We start from the raw sequence: 14,592 nt of genomic DNA on the forward strand, positions 1-14,592 counted from the left end.
CCCGCATCCTCTACACTGACGCATCCCCGCCGCCACCGTGCGGCGGTTTGCTTTTTTCCCGAGGATGTTCCCGTGTTCAAGAATGTGACGATCTACCGCATCGCGCCCGGCTGGGAAGCGACGCTGGAAGACATGGAAGCCGCGCTGGACGCGGCCCGTTTCGTGCCTTGCGGCGCCACGCAGGACAAGGCCGTCGGCTGGATCGAGCCGCGCGGCGAGGCCCATGGCCCGCTGGTGGAATCGGTGGCCGGCCAGCGCATCCTGAAACTGCAGATCGAAACCAAGGGCGTGCCCGGCTCGGTCGTCAAGAAAAAGGCCCAGGAAGAAGCCGACCACATCGAGGCCACCACCGGCCGCAAACCCGGCAAGAAGGAAACCAAGGCCCTGCGCGAAGACGCGCTGCTGGCCCTGCTGCCCCAGGCCTTCGCGCGCCAGATGACGGTGTGGGTCTGGATCGACCTGAAGAACGGCTGGCTTGTCACCGACGCCAGCAGCCAGGGCAAGCTCGACGAGGTCGTCACCGCCCTCGTGCGCGCCTTCGACGGCCTGGCCGTCACCCTGCTGCAGACCGCCGTGACGCCGCAGACCGCCATGACGCAGTGGCTCTCGGCCACCACGCCCGACGAATGGCCCGGCGGCTTCGCGGTGGAGCGCGAGTGCGAGCTCAAGTCCGGCGACGAAGAAAAGTCGGCCGTGAAATTCACGCGCCACAACCTCGCCACCGACGAGGTGCGCAAGCACATCACCGAAGGCAAGCTGCCCACCCGCCTGGCCATGAGCTGGGAAGGCCGCATCGGCTTCACGCTCACCGAATCGCTGCAGGTCAAGAAGATCAACTTCCTGGAAGGCGTGTTCGACGGTCGGCCCGATGAAGGCGAAAACGGCTTCGACGCCGACGTGGCCCTGTCGACCGGCGAACTGCAGAAACTCATCCCCGAGCTGATCGAGGCCCTGGGCGGCGAGATGGCCTTCGGTGCCGCCGCCGACAGCGAGCCTTCGGCGTCGGCACCCACCGCACGCGAAGCCGTCACCGCCGACGCGGACGACGACGGCCCGCCGTTCTGATCCTCCATCGCTGAAGCGCGGCCCCCATGCACAGCGTCATCGCCATCTCCCTGGGTGCCGTGCTCGGCGCGCTGGCCCGATGGCGCCTGAGCCTGTGGCTCAACCAGGGCGCGGCCATCCTGCCCTGGGGCACGCTGGCGGCCAACTGGATCGGCGCCTACATCGTGGGCGTGGCCGTGGTGTTCTTCCAGAGCCAGACGCAGATCGACCCAGTCTGGCGGCTCGCGGTCATCACCGGTTTTCTCGGGGCGCTGACCACCTTCTCCACCTTCTCCGCCGAAGTCATCGCCATGCTGCAGCACGGCCGCTTCGCGCTCGCCGTCGGCACGGCCGGCCTGCACCTGATGGGCTCGCTGCTGCTGACCTGGGTGGGCATGCGCACGGCCGCGATCTGGTTCACCCCAGCCTAGGCGCGAACTCGCTGCGGTACAGCCCCGGCGTCATCGCCGTGTGCCGCTTGAACTGCCGGGTGAAATGCGCCTGGTCGGCGAAGCCGCACACATAACCCACCTGGGCCGTGGGCATGCTGTCCGCCGCCAGCAGCCGGGCCGCCCCGGCGAGCCGGGCCTTGGCCAGCAACTGCGTGAAACTCACCCCCTGGTCCGCCAGGCGCCGCTGCAGCGTGCGCGGCGACGAGGCCGCTTCCCGCGCCAGCGCGTCCACCGTCCAGCCCCGCCCCGGGTCGGCGGCGAGCCGGGCCTGGAGGTGGGCGACCCAGCCCTCGGGGGTCGCGGGTCCGGGTTCGGTCAGCGGGCTCTCGGGCCGGGCTTGCCAGCGCAACTCCCAGCTCGACACATCGTCCGGCCAAACGGGCGAGCGCCACGCGCGCTGGCTGCGGCTCCACACCGGTTGCCCGATGGGCCGGGCCTGCACACCCGGCGTGCGCAGGTACTCGCACAGCGCCACCAGAAAGCCGAACACCAGCAGGTCTTCGGCCGGCGTGGGCGGGCGCAGCGGGTCCAGCGACACGTGCCGCAGGCGCAGCAGGCCGGGCTCGGGCTGGCTCACGCGCACGCGGTGGCGCGAATGCACGAAGCGCTCCAGGCGCTGCCAGCGCTGCAGCAGGTCGGGCGGATCGCGCGCGAGCGACAGCGCCAGCAGCAGCGGCTCGTCGTCCATGCCGTGCACCGCCTCGCCCAGCCGCACGATCACGTCCGGCCCTTGGGCCTGCCACAGCCGGTCGAGCCAGGCGCGCTTGTCCGCCAGCGGCACGTGCGCGCTGCGCACGGCCGGCGGGCCGTCGGCCGCCAGGCCTTGCCGCTGCAGGCCGGCGCGCACCAGGCGCAGCATGGCTTCGGACGCAAAGTCGTTCATGTGGTCGTCGTCTGGGCCAACAGGCCGGTGTCGATCGGGAACCGCTGGATGCGCACGCCGGTGGCCTCGCGCACCGCGTTGGCGATCGCCGCCGCCGTGGCCACGATGGCGGTCTCGCCCGCCCCGCCGGGCGCGCCCCCCGCCTCCACCAGCACCACCTCCAGCGGCGGAATCTGGTCCAGCGATGGTATCGGTGCTTCGGCAAAACTGCCGGGGCCGATGCGCGAGTCGACCGCCGCCAGCCGGTCGCTCAGCGCCATGCCCAGGCCCCACACCAGGTTGCCCTCGCACTGCGCGCGCACCTGGTCGGGGTTGATCACCGTGCCGCAGTCGTGCGCGCAGACCAGCCTCGCCACGCGCAGCTGGCCGCGCGCGTCCACCACCACCTCGGCGACCACGGCCACGTAACTCAGCTGCTTGTAGATGCCGCAGGCCACGCCGCGCCCGCGCCGCAGGCCCGGCGCGTCGGGCGGCAACGCACCGGCCCGTGCATCCGCCGCGCGCAGCACACGCGCCAGCCGGGGGTCTTCGGCGTGCCGCAGGCGAAACGCCAACGGCTCCACGCCCGCGCGCCGCGCGCATTCGTCGATGGCCGATTCCATGGCCAGCCCATTGGGCCCCGCGCCCAGGCCGCGCCAGGGCCCGGTGAACACCGGCAGGCGGTTCAGCGCGAACTCGGCGCGCTTGCGCGCGCAGCGGTAGGGCAGCTGCGCGCCCCGCGCCACACCCGCGTCGGTCACGAAGTCGGTCAGGCGCTGCATCCAGGCCGGCAGGCCCGCGTTGGTGAACAGGATGTGGCTGCTGCCGAACACATGCCACCACTGGTCCAGCTGGCCGTCGCGCAGGCGCACGCGGATGCGGTGGCTCGAGGGCGGGCGGTGGAAGCCCTGGCGGAACTCCTGCGCGCGCGTCCACTGCAGCTTCACCGGCTGCCGCACCGCCTGCGCGAGCACCGCGGCCTCCAGCTCCACCGTGCAGATCGTCTTGCCACCGAAGGCCCCACCCACCCGACTGCCATGCACGCGCACGCGGTCTTCGTCCAGCCCCAGGCTTTTGCAGACCACGTCGCGCTGGTAGTACACGTCCTGCGAGCCCACCCAGAGATCCAGCCCGCCCTCGGCATCGAAGGCGGCCACCGCCGCGCGCGGCTGGATCGGCGCGTGCGCCGCCAGCGGGATGTCGATGCGCAGGTCCACATCCCACTCGCCCTGCGCGTCGATGGCGTCCTCGTGCACCCGGTACTTGAATCCCCCGTCGGCGAGGTGGCGGTCCACGTCCACCAGGTGGTCGATCTCGGCCTGCCCGAAGCTGCCCTGCGAAAGCCAGCGCGCCTCCAGCGCCGCCTCGATGCGGTCCAGCGCCCCCGGCGTGCGCGCGACGATGCCGACGCCCTCGCTCGACGCCTGCCGCAGGCGCTCGTCGCGCACCAGGGCCACGAAGCCCTTCACCGCGCGCGCGGCGGCCTCGTTCATCGCGCCCAGTGTGGAGACGCGCTCGGCCGACACCGGCGCGCGCAGCACGCGGCCGAACAGCAGGCCCGGCAGGCGCACGTCCGCCACGTAGACCGCGGCGCCGGTCACGATGGCCGGGCCCTGTTCGATCGGCGCGGCGCGGCCCACGTGGCGGCCCCCGGGCTGGAACGCGCGCAGCTGGTCCATGGGCCGGGGCTCGGCCATGCGCTCGCCCTGGGTGTGGCCCGCCGCCAGCGCCTCGCGCAGCGTGGCACAGGCCTGGGCCAGCGGCAGGGCGAAGTCCTTCACCGATTCGCTGCCCACCGTGGCGCGCACGCGCGCCATCTCGCCGGTGTGCGGCAGGCGCAGCGTGAGCTGGTCCCAGCCGATGCCCAGCTCCTCGCACGCCACCTGCTTGAGCGCGGTGCCGATGTTCTGGCCCATCTCCACGCGCGGCAGCAGCAGCTCGTAGCGGCCCTCGCGGTGGCGCACCCAGCCCAGCGCGTCTTCGTAGCCCGCCACGGGCCGCTTGGGAATCACCGGCAAGGCGCAGCCGGCGAGAAAGGCCACGCTCAGCGCGCCGCCGGCCTGGAGCAAGGCGCGCCGCTTCACGGGCGGCCCCGCTGCAGCACCACCGCGCGCTGCACACCGGCGCGGATGCGCTGCTGCGTGCCGCAGCGGCACAGGTTGCCCACCAGCGCTTCGTCCACGCGCGCCGGGCTCGGGGCCGGATCCTGCCGCAGCAGGGCCACGGTGGCCATGATCTGGCCCGCCTGGCAATAACCGCACTGCGGCACGCGCTCGTCCAGCCAGGCCTGCTGCACCGGGTGCAGACCACCGTCCCGGCCCGCCAGCCCCTCGATGGTTTCCACGGCCTGGTTCTGCACCGCGCTCACCGGCAGCAGGCAGCTGCGCTGCGCCTGGCCATCGAGCAGCACCGTGCAGGCGCCGCACTGGCCCATGCCGCAGCCGAACTTGGTGCCCACCAGGCCCAGGTGTTCGCGCAGCACGGCGAGCAGGGTCTCGTCCTGCCAGTCGGGGTGGATGTGAAACCGCTGTCGGTTCACGAGGATGTTCATGGCGCTGCTCCGTTGAGGGGTGATGGCACGCCACTGTCTCAGCCGGCGCGCCGCGCGTCTTGAAGATTCGCGCCACGCCGTGCTGGGGCAGAATGCCGCCATGGGCCGCGCACAGCCGGCCCGATTCCCGCCACGGGCCCCACCCAGCCCGATGGCGCATGACTCCTGTTGAACCCGGCACGAGCAGATCACGGTCGCGCAACCGCACGGCCCCCGGCGATGTGTCCCCTCAGCCCAGGCGTTCAACCCCCATGCAGACCACGGCCTCCCCGCGCCTCTCCGTCCTCATCGCCTTGTCGGCGCTGGCGATCCTGCCGCTCAACATGTTCGTGCCCTCGCTGCCGAACATCGCGCGCGACCTCGACGCCGACTTCGCGCTCGTCAACCTCGCCGTCGCCGGCTATGCGATCGCCACCGCCGTCGCGCACCTGATCGCGGGCGCGATGTCCGACCGCTTCGGCCGCAAGCCCGTGGCGCTGGCCGCGCTGGCGATCTACACCCTCGCCTCCATCGGCTGCAGCCTGGCCACCGACATCACCACCTTCCTGGTGTGCCGCATGTTCCAGGCCACCGTCATCGCCGGCTACGCCGTGTCCCTCGCGGCCATTCGCGACACCTCGGACGAAGGCGGCGCCGCCAGCCGCATCGGCTACGTCTCCTCGGCCTGGGCCGTGGCGCCCATGATCGGACCCACCGTGGGCGGCCTGCTCGACAGCGCCTTCGGCTGGCGCGCCAACTTCGTCGCCTTCGCCGTGCTCGGGCTCGCGGGCCTGTGGCTGGTGGCCTTCCACCTGAAGGAGACCAACCACCACCGCACCGCCTCCTTCGCCCTGCAGCTCAAGGGTTATGGCGAGCTGGGCCGGTCGCCACCGTTCTGGGCCTATGCCCTGTGCATGGCCTTCGGCATCGGCACGCTGTACGCCTTCCTCGGTGGCGCGCCCCTGGTGGCGGCGCAGCTCGGCGGCTTGTCGAGCACGGCGCTGGGCGCCTACATGGGCCTGGTGCCGGCGGGCTTCATGCTGGGCAGCTACATCGTGGGGCACACCAGTTCCAGGCACGCACCGACCCGGTTGATCCTGGTCGGCCGCCTGCTCACGGCCGTGGGCCTGCTGGTGGGCCTGGTGCTGCTGGCCTCGGGCCTCACGCACCCGCTCGCCTTCTTCGGCCCTTGTGTGTTCGTGGGCCTGGGCAACGGCCTGACCATGCCGGCGGCCAATGCGCGCATCCTGTCCCTGCGCCCGCACCTGGCGGGCACGGCGTCGGGCCTGGCCGCCGCGGTGACGGTGATCGGTGCCGGCATCGTCGCGTTTCTCGCGGGCCTGGTGGTCAACGCGTCCAACGCCCACCTCGCCGTGCTCGGTGTGATGTGGGCCAGTTCGCTGCTCTCGCTGCTCGTGGCCCTGTTCATCGTGCACACCGAACGCCAGCGCCCGGCCTAGGCCGTGTGCCGCTCGATGAACGCCCGGGCCTCGGAGGGCCGGGTGATCTCCGTCCACTGGAGGTGGGCGTAGCGCGGATCCTCACGAAGGCCGGCGTACTTGCGCCGGTTCGTCTCGAAGGTGCGGTACGACCACAGCAGGACGGAATCGCGCGAGAAGAACGACATGCGCAGCGACTCGCGGTTGCCCTGGAACAGTTCTTCGCGCGTCATGATGCGGCCGAGCGTTCGCCAGAGCAGGCGCGAGAACACCGTCCAGCGGCTGTAGTTCAGCCAGACGACCTGGGTGGCGCGGGGCCAGAGCACATCGCGCACGGCGCTGTAGTTGCCATCGGCCACCCAGCGCTCTCCTTCGGTGGCCGCCAGCACGGCACGCTCGAACTGTTCGTGCGGCACGGCTTCCCAACCTGGGCCCCAATAGAACCGATCGAGTTCGATGTGCGGGCACTGTGCTGCCTTGCTCAAGGCCTCCGCGAAGGTGGACTTGCCCGCGCCGCTTGTTCCTACAACCAAAAAACGCATGCGCGCGATGCTAGCCCACACGCGGTGGTTGCTCAGCCTCTCGCGCGCTCCGCTGCGTTTCAGGCCATCTGGCGGGGACCCAACTGCGGGTGGGACAACCGCTGATCCAGCGGCGTGTCGTCGGGTTGCTCCAGGGCCATGCGGGAGGGTCCCTGTCGCCGCGGGGCCTCGCCCTGACGCGCCTGGCGGCCCGTCCGGCCGCTTTTGCGGGGCGGATTGAAGTGGTGTTGCGGGGATGGCATGCTGGTCTCCGGATGTCTCGTGTCCGGAGTATTCGCCTGCGCCTTCTGGCCGTCTGTTGGGTAGCCCACAAACCGGGGGGCAGGCAGGCCTGCTCACCAAGCCCCGTATTGCTCGACCACCCCCCGCCACAAGGCCAGCAGCTCGGCCCGCGCCGCGCGGTCGCCCGCGGATTTCCAGACGGCCGTCTGCACCAGCACCAGGCGCAGCGCAGGGTCCACGAAGATCACCTGGCCGCGCACCCCGATGAGCGCGAACCGCGGCCGTGCACCTGGAAATATCCAGACATGATTCCCGTAGCCAAAGTAGGAACTCGCCACAAAGGGCTGGGCATGGGGTTGTGCGACCGCGGTCGATTGCCGCACCCACGCAGCGGGAACGACCTGCCTGTCGCCCACCTGGCCTTCATTGGCCAGCAGCATCCCGAGACGGCCGTAGTCCCGAAGCGTCGCGTGCAGGAACGCGAAAGCCGCTTCCTGGCCAGCGGCATCGACCAGGAAGCTCGCATCGTCCTGAGCCCCCATGGGCTGCCAGATCCGTTCACTCAGGTAGTCGGCCGGCGCAACACCGGTGGCACCGCGCAGCACAAGACCGAGCGCCTGCGTGTCCGCGGACGAGTAGTAGAACAACTGGCCCGGCGCGATCCGGCGCTGGACATGCGGCAACAAGACGGCGGCCCCGCCCGGCGAGCGGCGCCCGATGGTGTCTTCGATGAGGGCGCCCAGGTCGTCGCGGCCGTCGTACTGCTCCGAAAACCGCACGCCCGACGACATCTGGAGCAGATCGCGGATCGACGTTTCACCATAGGGGTTGCCCGCCAGCGCGGGCACGTAGACCCGCGCCAGGTCGTCCAGGGAGCGAATGCGTCCTTCCTCCAACGCGATGCCGATGAGCACGCCGACGATGGACTTGACCATCGAGGCCGACAGGAAGCGCGTGGCCGGACCCAGGCCGTACTGGTAACGCTCGAGCACCACCGTGTCGTCCTTGATCACCATGAGGCCCGTGACCCGCTGGCGATCCAGATAGTCGTTCACGCCAAGACGCAGGCCATCGTGCTGGTACACGAAAGCCGTTTCCTCGGGCGCGCGGGCGAGTGGCCTCGAATGCGCGCCCTTTCTGACGATGCGATGGGCCAGCGCCTGCTCCAAGGCCCCGCTGAAGGAGTTCAGCAGATGCTGGGGCTGCTCGTCCGCCACGAGATGCGATGCCAACGGGACGGGACCACCGGGCGGATAGCCTTGCCCTCCCCTCAACAGGGCGTCGTCCGGCGCGGCGGCATGGGCGACGCAGGCCAGCGTGAACGCCAGGCAGGCCGTTACAGCAGGTAAAGAGGTCATCAGAAGATGCTAACGCCGCCAGGCTCGCGGCCGAGGCGCTTAACGCGAGCCGCCGAAAGCGGTAAGGTGCCGGGTTCCTCTTGCTCAACGCTCAAGGAGACCCGGAATGATCCCCAAGAACACGATCTGCCTCTGGTTCGACCGCGACGCCCTGGACGCCGCGACCTTCTACGCCAAGACCTTTCCCGACAGCGCGGTCGGCGCGGTGCACCGCGCGCCGGGCGACTACCCCTCCGGCAAGGAAGGCGATGTGCTCACGGTGGAGTTCACCGTGGCCGGCATTCCCTGCATCGGGCTCAACGGCGGCCCGGTGTTCCAGCACGACGAAGCCTTCTCCTTCCAGATCGCCACCGACGATCAGGAAGAGACCGACCGCCTGTGGAACGCGATCGTGGGCAACGGCGGCCAGGAGAGCGAGTGCGGCTGGTGCAAGGACCGCTGGGGCCTGTCGTGGCAGATCACGCCGCGCACGCTCACCGAGGCTTTCACCGGCCCCGACCGCGCGGCGGCCAAACGCGCCTTCGACGCGATGATGACCATGAAGAAGATCGACGTGGCCGCCATCGACCAGGCGCGGCGGGGCTGAGGCCTCACACGCTCAGGAGACTCGCGGGGATGCCGCTGACGAATTCGGCGAAGTCCCGTCCACCGATCGCGATGTGCTCGGACATGGCCTGCCACGCGGCGGCCTCATCGCCATTCGCGATGGCGAGCGCGACCGCCTGGTGCTCCTCCACGGACCGTTGCATGCGCCCTGGCGAGTCAAAGCGGTTGCGGGTGTAGCCCGCGGTTTTGGTGCGCATCTGGCGAACCTGCTCTTCCAGCAGTTCGTTGTGGGACGCGGACCAGATGGCGCGATGGAACCCGTCGTTCGCGACCTCGTACGTGCGTGCGGTGCCATCGGCCGCGATGCGGCGTCCCTGCTCCAGTGACGCCAGGATGGCCTGCCGCTCCGCGGCGGTCGCCCTTCTGGCGGCCAGCCTGGCGGCGGTCGCCTCCAGCTCGGCGATCAGCTCCAGGATGTCGCGCAAGCGCTGCAGCGACAGCTTCGGGATGGTGACGCTGCTTCGGGCTTCGTTGACCGCGAAACCCTGGGCCACCAACTGCAGGAACGCTTCGCGCACCGGTGTGCGGGACACACCGAAGCGCTCGCACAGCAGCTTTTCGTCCAGGGGTTCCCCGGGGCGGAGCGCGCCCGACGCCAAGTCTTCAAGGATCGCCAGGCGCACTTGCTCGGCGAACGTGCGCGCGCCTTTCGTGGGCTCGGCCACTTGCATGGTTGTGCTCATTTAAATATACTGAAGTCGATCGTAAATATATTAGGAGACGTTCAGTGAATATTCTAAAACAAGCGGTCGCTGCCGCCACCCTGGCGGCCGGCTTGGCCTTGCCCGGCCATGCCGTGTTCGCCGCAGGCCCTCAGTGGGTGCCGACCAAACCCATCAAACTGATCCTGGGTTACACCCCGGGCGGCGCGGCGGACGCCACCGCGCGCGAAATCGCCGGGGTCATGGAAAAAATCCTGGGGCAACCCATGGTCGTGGACTACCGTCCCGGTGCGGCGGGCTCCATCGGGGCCGAGGCCGTTGCGAACGCGGCGCCCGATGGCTACACGGTGGGCCTTATCGACAGCGCCCCACTGACCATCATCCCGACCACGCGCAAGGTGCCTTACGACCCCGTGACCGGCTTTGCCTACGTGGGCGTGGTCGCCCAATCGCCCTTGGTCATCCTGGTGAACCCCACGCTTCCCGTGCGCACGCTGCCGGAGTTGATCCAGCTGGCGCGCAAGAAGCCCGGCTCCCTGAGCTTCTCCACCTCAGGGCTGGGAAGCATCCACCAGATGTCCGCCGAACTGCTGAAGGCCGAAACCGGCACCTTCATGACCCACGTGCCCTATCGGGGTGCGGCCCCCGCCCTCAACGACCTGATGGGCGGGCAGGTGGAGGTGTCGTTCGCGACCATCGCGCCCGCCATCCCGATCGTGCAGAGCGGCCGGGCGCGCGCCATCGCCGTGACCTCGGACCGCGAGGTGCCGTCGTTCCCGGGCGTCAGGCCCGTGTCTCAACAGGGTGTCCCAGGCTATGACGCTCAGGGCTGGTTCGTGATGGCCTTGCCCAAGGGCACGCCGCAACCGGTGATCGAGCGCTTGAACGCGGCGCTGAACGAAACCCTGAACACCCCCGCCGTGAAGGACAAGCTCGTCGGTTTCGGCAACGACATATCGGCCAGCACCCCCAACGCAGCCTCGCTGCTGGTGAAGAGAGACTTCGAGAAATGGGCTCGCGTGGTGCGGGTGCAGCAATTGAAGTTCGAGTGAACCGCATTCCCCTCCCCTGTCTGAAAGCCTCCCTCATGTCCACCCACCTTGAATCCGCCCCCGCCGCCACCGCGCTCGCCTCTCAGCCGCCCGAGCTGAACGTGGATGGCGCGGTCGCCACCATCCGCCTGCGCCGGCCCGCCACGCACAACCGCATCGAACCCGATGACGTGGGCGTGATTTCCCGCTACCTGAGCGAGCTCAACGGCATGCCCGCGGTGCGCGTCATCGTGTTCCAGAGCGAGGGCAAGAGCTTCAGCTCGGGCTTCGATCTGACGCGGCTGGGCACGGCCGCCAGCGCCAATGGAAAGGCCGGCGAGAACCCGTTCGAACAACTCTGCGACGACATCGAAAATGCGCGGGCGGTCACCATCGCCCGGCTGCATGCGCCGGTCTATGGCGGGTCCACGGACCTCGCCCTGTCGTGCGACTTCCGCCTCGGCGCGCAAGGCATCCGCATGTTCATGCCGGCGGCCCGCCTCGGACTGCACTACTACGGCCGGGGCATTCGCCGCTGGGTCACCCGGCTGGGGCTGGGCGGCGCGAAGAAGCTGTTCCTCACCTCGCGAACGATCGACGCCGCCGAGATGCTGCGGATCGGCTACCTCGACGCCTTGGTGGCCCCCGAAGAACTGGACGCCGAGCTGCAGCGCTGGATCGGCGATCTGCTGGCCATGGCCCCCATTCCGCTGGTGTCCATGAAGAAGGTGCTCAACGAGACCGGGCGGCAGGAGTACGACGAGGCGACCGCCACCCAGGCCTTTCTGCACAGCCTGGGCACGAGCGATCTCCGGGAGGCCCTGGCGGCCTTCGCTGAAAACCGCCCACCCGTGTTCAAGGGCGCCTGACCGACATGACCCCCAAAGCCCAAGGCCCCCTGAAGGGCATGCGCGTTCTCGAACTGTCCCAGATCATGGCCGGCCCGGTGTGCGGGCTCATGCTGGCGGACATGGGCGCCGACGTCATCAAGATCGAGAAATTCCCCGCCGGGGACGACTCCCGAGGCTATGCACGGCCGGGCGACCCCGGCCTGGCGCCCAGCTTCCTGATGCTCAATCGGGGCAAGCGCTCCGTCGCCGTGGACATCCGCCTGCCACAGGGCCAGGAGGTGATCCGCCGCCTGGTCGCGCGGTGCGACGTCATGACCGAGAACTTCCGCCGCGGCAAGCTCGACGCGCTGGGCCTGGGCTACGACGACCTGCGGCGCATCCAGCCCGAGCTGATCTACTGCTCCATCAGCGGCTACGGCCCCCATGGACCGCTGAGCGACCAAGGCGGCTTCGACCTGGTGCTGCAGGCCTTTTCAGGCCTGATCAGCGCCACGGGCACGCCGGAAGGGCAGATCGTCAAGCCCGCCAACTCGGTGGCCGACATCAACGCCGGCATTCTCGCGGCCGTCGGCATTCTCGCGGCCTACATCGAGCGGCTGAAGACCGGCCAGGGTTGCAAGGTGGAAACCTCGCTGCTGCAGGCGTCCATGCAGCAGATGTACTGGTTCGCGGCGGCCTACTTCAACGACGGCACCATCGCCAAGCCCATGGGGACGGCCCATCCCCTGATCGCGCCCTACCAGACCTTTCGCTGCCGCACCGGGGCCATCGCCCTGGGTGGCGGAAACCAGGCCAACTGGGAGCGCATCGCCCAGATCCTCGGGCACCCCGAATGGCTGCAGGAACCCCGGTTCAAGAATGGCCGCAGCCGGGTGGCGCACCGCGCGGAACTGGAAGCGCTGATCACGCAGGCCCTGTCCAGCGACGACGCGCCGGCCTGGGTGCAGCGCTTCGACCTGGCCGGCGTGCCGGTGGGCCCGGTCAACGACGTGGGGCAGGCGCTGGAACATCCGCAGGTGCGCGCCACCTCCATGGTGGTGGACGTCGACCATGCCGACGGCGGAAAAACGCCTTCGCTGGGTTTGCCGCTCCATTTCAACGGCGCGTCTCCGCACGCCACCTCCGCCGCCCCCTACGTGGGGCAGCACACGGTGTCGGTCTTGCGCGAGCTGGACTTCGAGCCCGGTGAAATCGATGCGCTGATGACCTCGGGCGCGGTCTTTCAGCACTGAGCACGGCCCCGGGCCTGGTAGCGCGCCAGCACCGCCGCCGCCTGCTGCGCCAGGCGCTCGCGCAGCGCGGGCGGTGAGAGCACCTCGATCTCGTCGCCGAAGGCGAGCAGCTGCCGCGCGCCCTGCTCCACCGATTCGACGCGGATCGTCACCTCGTCGCCGACCGGGTCGCTGAACGGCACGCGCGCGTTCGCCAGCCACTTCAGGCAGCGCGGCGTCGCGCGCGCCCGCACCTCCACCGAACGCAGCTCCGATTCGAAGCGCGTGGCCGACGCCTGCCAGGTGCGCGCGAGGTCGAAGGTCTTGGGCCGGCGAAAGGCCGCGCCCGGCTTGAGTTCCAGCAGGCTCGCCAGCCGGTAGGTGCGCACGCCATCGCCTTTCGGGGGCGCCGCGTCCACCGCGCGCGCCACCAGGTACCACGCGCCCGCCTTGAGCACCAGGCCCAGCGGCTCCAGCGTCCGCCAGGCCTTGCCGCGCCAGCTCTCGTAACGCACCTCGATGCGGCGCGCGCGCCAGACGGCGTCGGCCACCTCGCGCAGGAAGTTCGGCGCGTCCTGCGCGCGGTACCAGTCCACCGGGTCGATGTGCAGGCGCTGGCCCACGCGGTCGGCCTGCTCGCGCCACTCGCCCGGCAGGCTGGCCACCATCTTCAGCCGCGCCGAGGCGGCGGCCGCGCCCAGGCCCAGTTCGGTGGCCGGCCCGGGCAGGCCGGCGAGCAGCAGCGCCTGGGCTTCGGGCTCGGTCATGCCGGTGAGCTGGGTGCTCCAGCCCTCGCGCAGCTGAAAGCCGCCCTGGCGCCCGCGCTCGCCCCACAGCGGCACACCGGCGGCCGAGAGCTGGTCGATGTCGCGCAGCACGGTGCGCTCGGACACTTCCAGGGCCTGCGCCAGCGCGCCGGCCGTCAGGCGGCCCCGCGCCTGCAGCAGCATGAGGATGGAGAGCAGTCGGCTGGCTTGCATGCGAGAGATTTAAACATGACACACCGTGTCAGGTTATGGGGTGGATCATCACCACATCGTCTTTCAAGGAGCTTTTGCCATGACCGAGTCCCCCCTCGTCGAGCTGCGCCGCTACACCCTGCACCCGGGCCGGCGCGACACCCTCATCGAATTGTTCGACCGCGAGTTCGTCGAGACCCAGGAGGCCCAGGGCCTGCGCGTGATCGGCCAGTTCCGCGACCTGGACGACGCCAACCGCTTCGTCTGGCTGCGCGGCTTCGCCGACATGGCGCGCCGCGCCCAGGGCCTGGCCGCGTTCTACGGCGGCCCGGTGTGGCAGGCGCACCGCGACGCGGCGAACGCCACCATGATCGATTCGGACGACGTGTTCCTGCTGCGCCCGGCCTGGCCCGGCGCGGGCATCGACGGCGAAGCCCCCCGGCGCGCCAAGCCCGGCACCACCGACACACCGCCCGGCCTGCTGGACGCGGCCGTGTTCCCGCTGCGCGCGCCCGCCGGCAGCGACCTGCTGGCGCTGTGCCGCGAGGTGCTCTCGCCGGTGCTGCGCCAGGGCGGCGCGCGGCGCATCGGCTGGTACGTGACGGAGGCCAGCCCCAACAACTTCCCGCGCCTGCCGGTGCGCGAGGGCGAGCCGGTGCTGGTGGGCCTCGCGCTGTTTCACAGCCCCGCCGCCTTCGACGCCTTCGCGCGCGGCGGCGCCTGGGCGCGCGACGCGCAGCCCACGCTCGCCCCCTGGCTGGCCGGCCCCACCGAGAGCCACCGCCTCACCCCCACTGCCCGTTCCGCTTTGCACGCCTGAAGG

General features: G+C 70.3%; 15 protein-coding genes. 8 read left to right on the forward strand and 7 right to left on the reverse strand.

The window, feature by feature from the left end:
- The first annotated feature begins 72 nt into the window (after positions 1 to 72).
- Together AC1Q9M_RS03760 and crcB are read left to right on the forward strand one after the other, a co-directional pair.
- Positions 73 to 1,065 (forward strand): recombination-associated protein RdgC, encoded by a 993-nt coding sequence (locus AC1Q9M_RS03760; protein ID WP_492432467.1) that lies wholly within the window; start codon positions 73 to 75, stop codon positions 1,063 to 1,065.
- 26 nt (positions 1,066 to 1,091) lie between these two features.
- Complete coding sequence (gene crcB, locus AC1Q9M_RS03765; RefSeq protein ID WP_444688689.1) at positions 1,092 to 1,475, forward strand: fluoride efflux transporter CrcB; 384 nt, start codon at positions 1,092 to 1,094, stop codon at positions 1,473 to 1,475.
- On the opposite strand, the gene AC1Q9M_RS03770 is transcribed toward crcB, so the two are convergent.
- The 3 genes from AC1Q9M_RS03770 to AC1Q9M_RS03780 are packed head-to-tail and all read right to left on the reverse strand — an operon-like array spanning position 1,462 to position 4,909.
- The gene (locus AC1Q9M_RS03770) at positions 1,462 to 2,379 is read right to left on the reverse strand and encodes a helix-turn-helix transcriptional regulator (RefSeq protein WP_492432470.1); all 918 of its coding nucleotides are present in this window, start codon (positions 2,377 to 2,379) and stop codon (positions 1,462 to 1,464) included. The genes crcB and AC1Q9M_RS03770 overlap by 14 nt on opposite strands.
- Positions 2,376 to 4,442 carry a xanthine dehydrogenase family protein molybdopterin-binding subunit gene (locus AC1Q9M_RS03775; RefSeq protein WP_492432472.1) on the reverse strand — a complete coding sequence of 689 codons (2,067 nt, stop codon included), beginning with the start codon at positions 4,440 to 4,442 and terminating at the stop codon, positions 2,376 to 2,378. The genes AC1Q9M_RS03770 and AC1Q9M_RS03775 overlap by 4 nt, the downstream gene beginning before the upstream one ends.
- Positions 4,439 to 4,909: a (2Fe-2S)-binding protein gene (locus tag AC1Q9M_RS03780; RefSeq protein ID WP_492432474.1), complete on the reverse strand. Its 471-nt coding sequence runs from the start codon at positions 4,907 to 4,909 to the stop codon at positions 4,439 to 4,441. Before AC1Q9M_RS03780 ends, AC1Q9M_RS03775 begins: the two co-directional genes overlap by 4 nt.
- A gap of 251 nt (positions 4,910 to 5,160) precedes the next feature.
- On the opposite strand from AC1Q9M_RS03780, the gene AC1Q9M_RS03785 reads away from it, so the two are divergent.
- A complete protein-coding gene (locus tag AC1Q9M_RS03785; protein WP_382323911.1) occupies positions 5,161 to 6,348 on the forward strand; it encodes a multidrug effflux MFS transporter in 1,188 nt (395 codons plus the stop codon).
- On the opposite strand, the gene AC1Q9M_RS03790 is transcribed toward AC1Q9M_RS03785, so the two are convergent.
- Together AC1Q9M_RS03790 and AC1Q9M_RS03795 are read right to left on the reverse strand one after the other, a co-directional pair.
- Positions 6,345 to 6,869, reverse strand: a complete 525-nt coding sequence (locus tag AC1Q9M_RS03790) for a P-loop NTPase family protein (RefSeq protein ID WP_492432476.1) — start codon at positions 6,867 to 6,869, stop codon at positions 6,345 to 6,347. The two genes, AC1Q9M_RS03785 and AC1Q9M_RS03790, sit on opposite strands and share 4 nt — an antisense overlap.
- A 335-nt stretch (positions 6,870 to 7,204) precedes the next feature.
- Positions 7,205 to 8,449, reverse strand: coding sequence for a serine hydrolase domain-containing protein (locus AC1Q9M_RS03795; protein ID WP_382323909.1), 1,245 nt, complete (start codon positions 8,447 to 8,449; stop codon positions 7,205 to 7,207).
- A 106-nt stretch (positions 8,450 to 8,555) separates the two neighbouring features.
- On the opposite strand from AC1Q9M_RS03795, the gene AC1Q9M_RS03800 reads away from it, so the two are divergent.
- On the forward strand, positions 8,556 to 9,035 hold the full coding sequence (locus AC1Q9M_RS03800; protein WP_382159136.1) for a VOC family protein: 480 nt from the start codon (positions 8,556 to 8,558) through the stop codon (positions 9,033 to 9,035).
- 4 nt (positions 9,036 to 9,039) lie between these two features.
- Here the strand turns inward: AC1Q9M_RS03800 and AC1Q9M_RS03805 are convergent, their stop codons facing one another.
- Positions 9,040 to 9,726: a GntR family transcriptional regulator gene (locus AC1Q9M_RS03805; protein ID WP_382323908.1), complete on the reverse strand. Its 687-nt coding sequence runs from the start codon at positions 9,724 to 9,726 to the stop codon at positions 9,040 to 9,042.
- A 56-nt stretch (positions 9,727 to 9,782) separates the two neighbouring features.
- On the opposite strand from AC1Q9M_RS03805, the gene AC1Q9M_RS03810 reads away from it, so the two are divergent.
- From AC1Q9M_RS03810 to AC1Q9M_RS03820, 3 genes are read left to right on the forward strand one after another with little or no spacing between them, the layout of a single operon-like run.
- On the forward strand, positions 9,783 to 10,769 hold the full coding sequence (locus AC1Q9M_RS03810; protein WP_492432479.1) for a Bug family tripartite tricarboxylate transporter substrate binding protein: 987 nt from the start codon (positions 9,783 to 9,785) through the stop codon (positions 10,767 to 10,769).
- Between the two features lie 35 nt (positions 10,770 to 10,804).
- Positions 10,805 to 11,617, forward strand: coding sequence for an enoyl-CoA hydratase/isomerase family protein (locus tag AC1Q9M_RS03815; protein ID WP_382323906.1), 813 nt, complete (start codon positions 10,805 to 10,807; stop codon positions 11,615 to 11,617).
- Between the two features lie 5 nt (positions 11,618 to 11,622).
- On the forward strand, positions 11,623 to 12,831 hold the full coding sequence (locus AC1Q9M_RS03820) for a CaiB/BaiF CoA transferase family protein (RefSeq protein WP_492432481.1): 1,209 nt from the start codon (positions 11,623 to 11,625) through the stop codon (positions 12,829 to 12,831).
- On the opposite strand, the gene AC1Q9M_RS03825 is transcribed toward AC1Q9M_RS03820, so the two are convergent.
- Positions 12,822 to 13,790: a helix-turn-helix transcriptional regulator gene (locus AC1Q9M_RS03825; protein ID WP_492432483.1), complete on the reverse strand. Its 969-nt coding sequence runs from the start codon at positions 13,788 to 13,790 to the stop codon at positions 12,822 to 12,824. The genes AC1Q9M_RS03820 and AC1Q9M_RS03825 overlap by 10 nt on opposite strands.
- Positions 13,791 to 13,869: 79 nt before the next feature.
- Here AC1Q9M_RS03825 and AC1Q9M_RS03830 point away from each other — a divergent pair, with 79 nt between their 5' ends.
- Positions 13,870 to 14,589, forward strand: coding sequence for an NIPSNAP family protein (locus AC1Q9M_RS03830; RefSeq protein ID WP_492432485.1), 720 nt, complete (start codon positions 13,870 to 13,872; stop codon positions 14,587 to 14,589).
- The last annotated feature ends 3 nt before the right edge of the window (positions 14,590 to 14,592 follow it).

The organism is Hydrogenophaga sp. GW823-FHT04C09 (assembly GCF_058796355.1).

Excerpts from the sequence above, each read along its gene's own strand:
- AC1Q9M_RS03830 (WP_492432485.1), top strand. The coding sequence starts at position 13,870 with ATGACCGAGTCCCCCCTCGTCGAGCTGCGCCGCTACACCCTGCACCCG.
- AC1Q9M_RS03790 (WP_492432476.1), bottom strand. The coding sequence starts at position 6,869 with ATGCGTTTTTTGGTTGTAGGAACAAGCGGCGCGGGCAAGTCCACCTTC.
- AC1Q9M_RS03825 (WP_492432483.1), bottom strand. The coding sequence starts at position 13,790 with ATGCAAGCCAGCCGACTGCTCTCCATCCTCATGCTGCTGCAGGCGCGG.
- AC1Q9M_RS03820 (WP_492432481.1), top strand. The coding sequence starts at position 11,623 with ATGACCCCCAAAGCCCAAGGCCCCCTGAAGGGCATGCGCGTTCTCGAA.
- AC1Q9M_RS03770 (WP_492432470.1), bottom strand. The coding sequence starts at position 2,379 with ATGAACGACTTTGCGTCCGAAGCCATGCTGCGCCTGGTGCGCGCCGGC.
- AC1Q9M_RS03800 (WP_382159136.1), top strand. The coding sequence starts at position 8,556 with ATGATCCCCAAGAACACGATCTGCCTCTGGTTCGACCGCGACGCCCTG.
- crcB (WP_444688689.1), top strand. The coding sequence starts at position 1,092 with ATGCACAGCGTCATCGCCATCTCCCTGGGTGCCGTGCTCGGCGCGCTG.
- AC1Q9M_RS03785 (WP_382323911.1), top strand. The coding sequence starts at position 5,161 with ATGCAGACCACGGCCTCCCCGCGCCTCTCCGTCCTCATCGCCTTGTCG.
- AC1Q9M_RS03805 (WP_382323908.1), bottom strand. The coding sequence starts at position 9,726 with ATGCAAGTGGCCGAGCCCACGAAAGGCGCGCGCACGTTCGCCGAGCAA.
- AC1Q9M_RS03780 (WP_492432474.1), bottom strand. The coding sequence starts at position 4,909 with ATGAACATCCTCGTGAACCGACAGCGGTTTCACATCCACCCCGACTGG.
- AC1Q9M_RS03815 (WP_382323906.1), top strand. The coding sequence starts at position 10,805 with ATGTCCACCCACCTTGAATCCGCCCCCGCCGCCACCGCGCTCGCCTCT.
- AC1Q9M_RS03795 (WP_382323909.1), bottom strand. The coding sequence starts at position 8,449 with ATGACCTCTTTACCTGCTGTAACGGCCTGCCTGGCGTTCACGCTGGCC.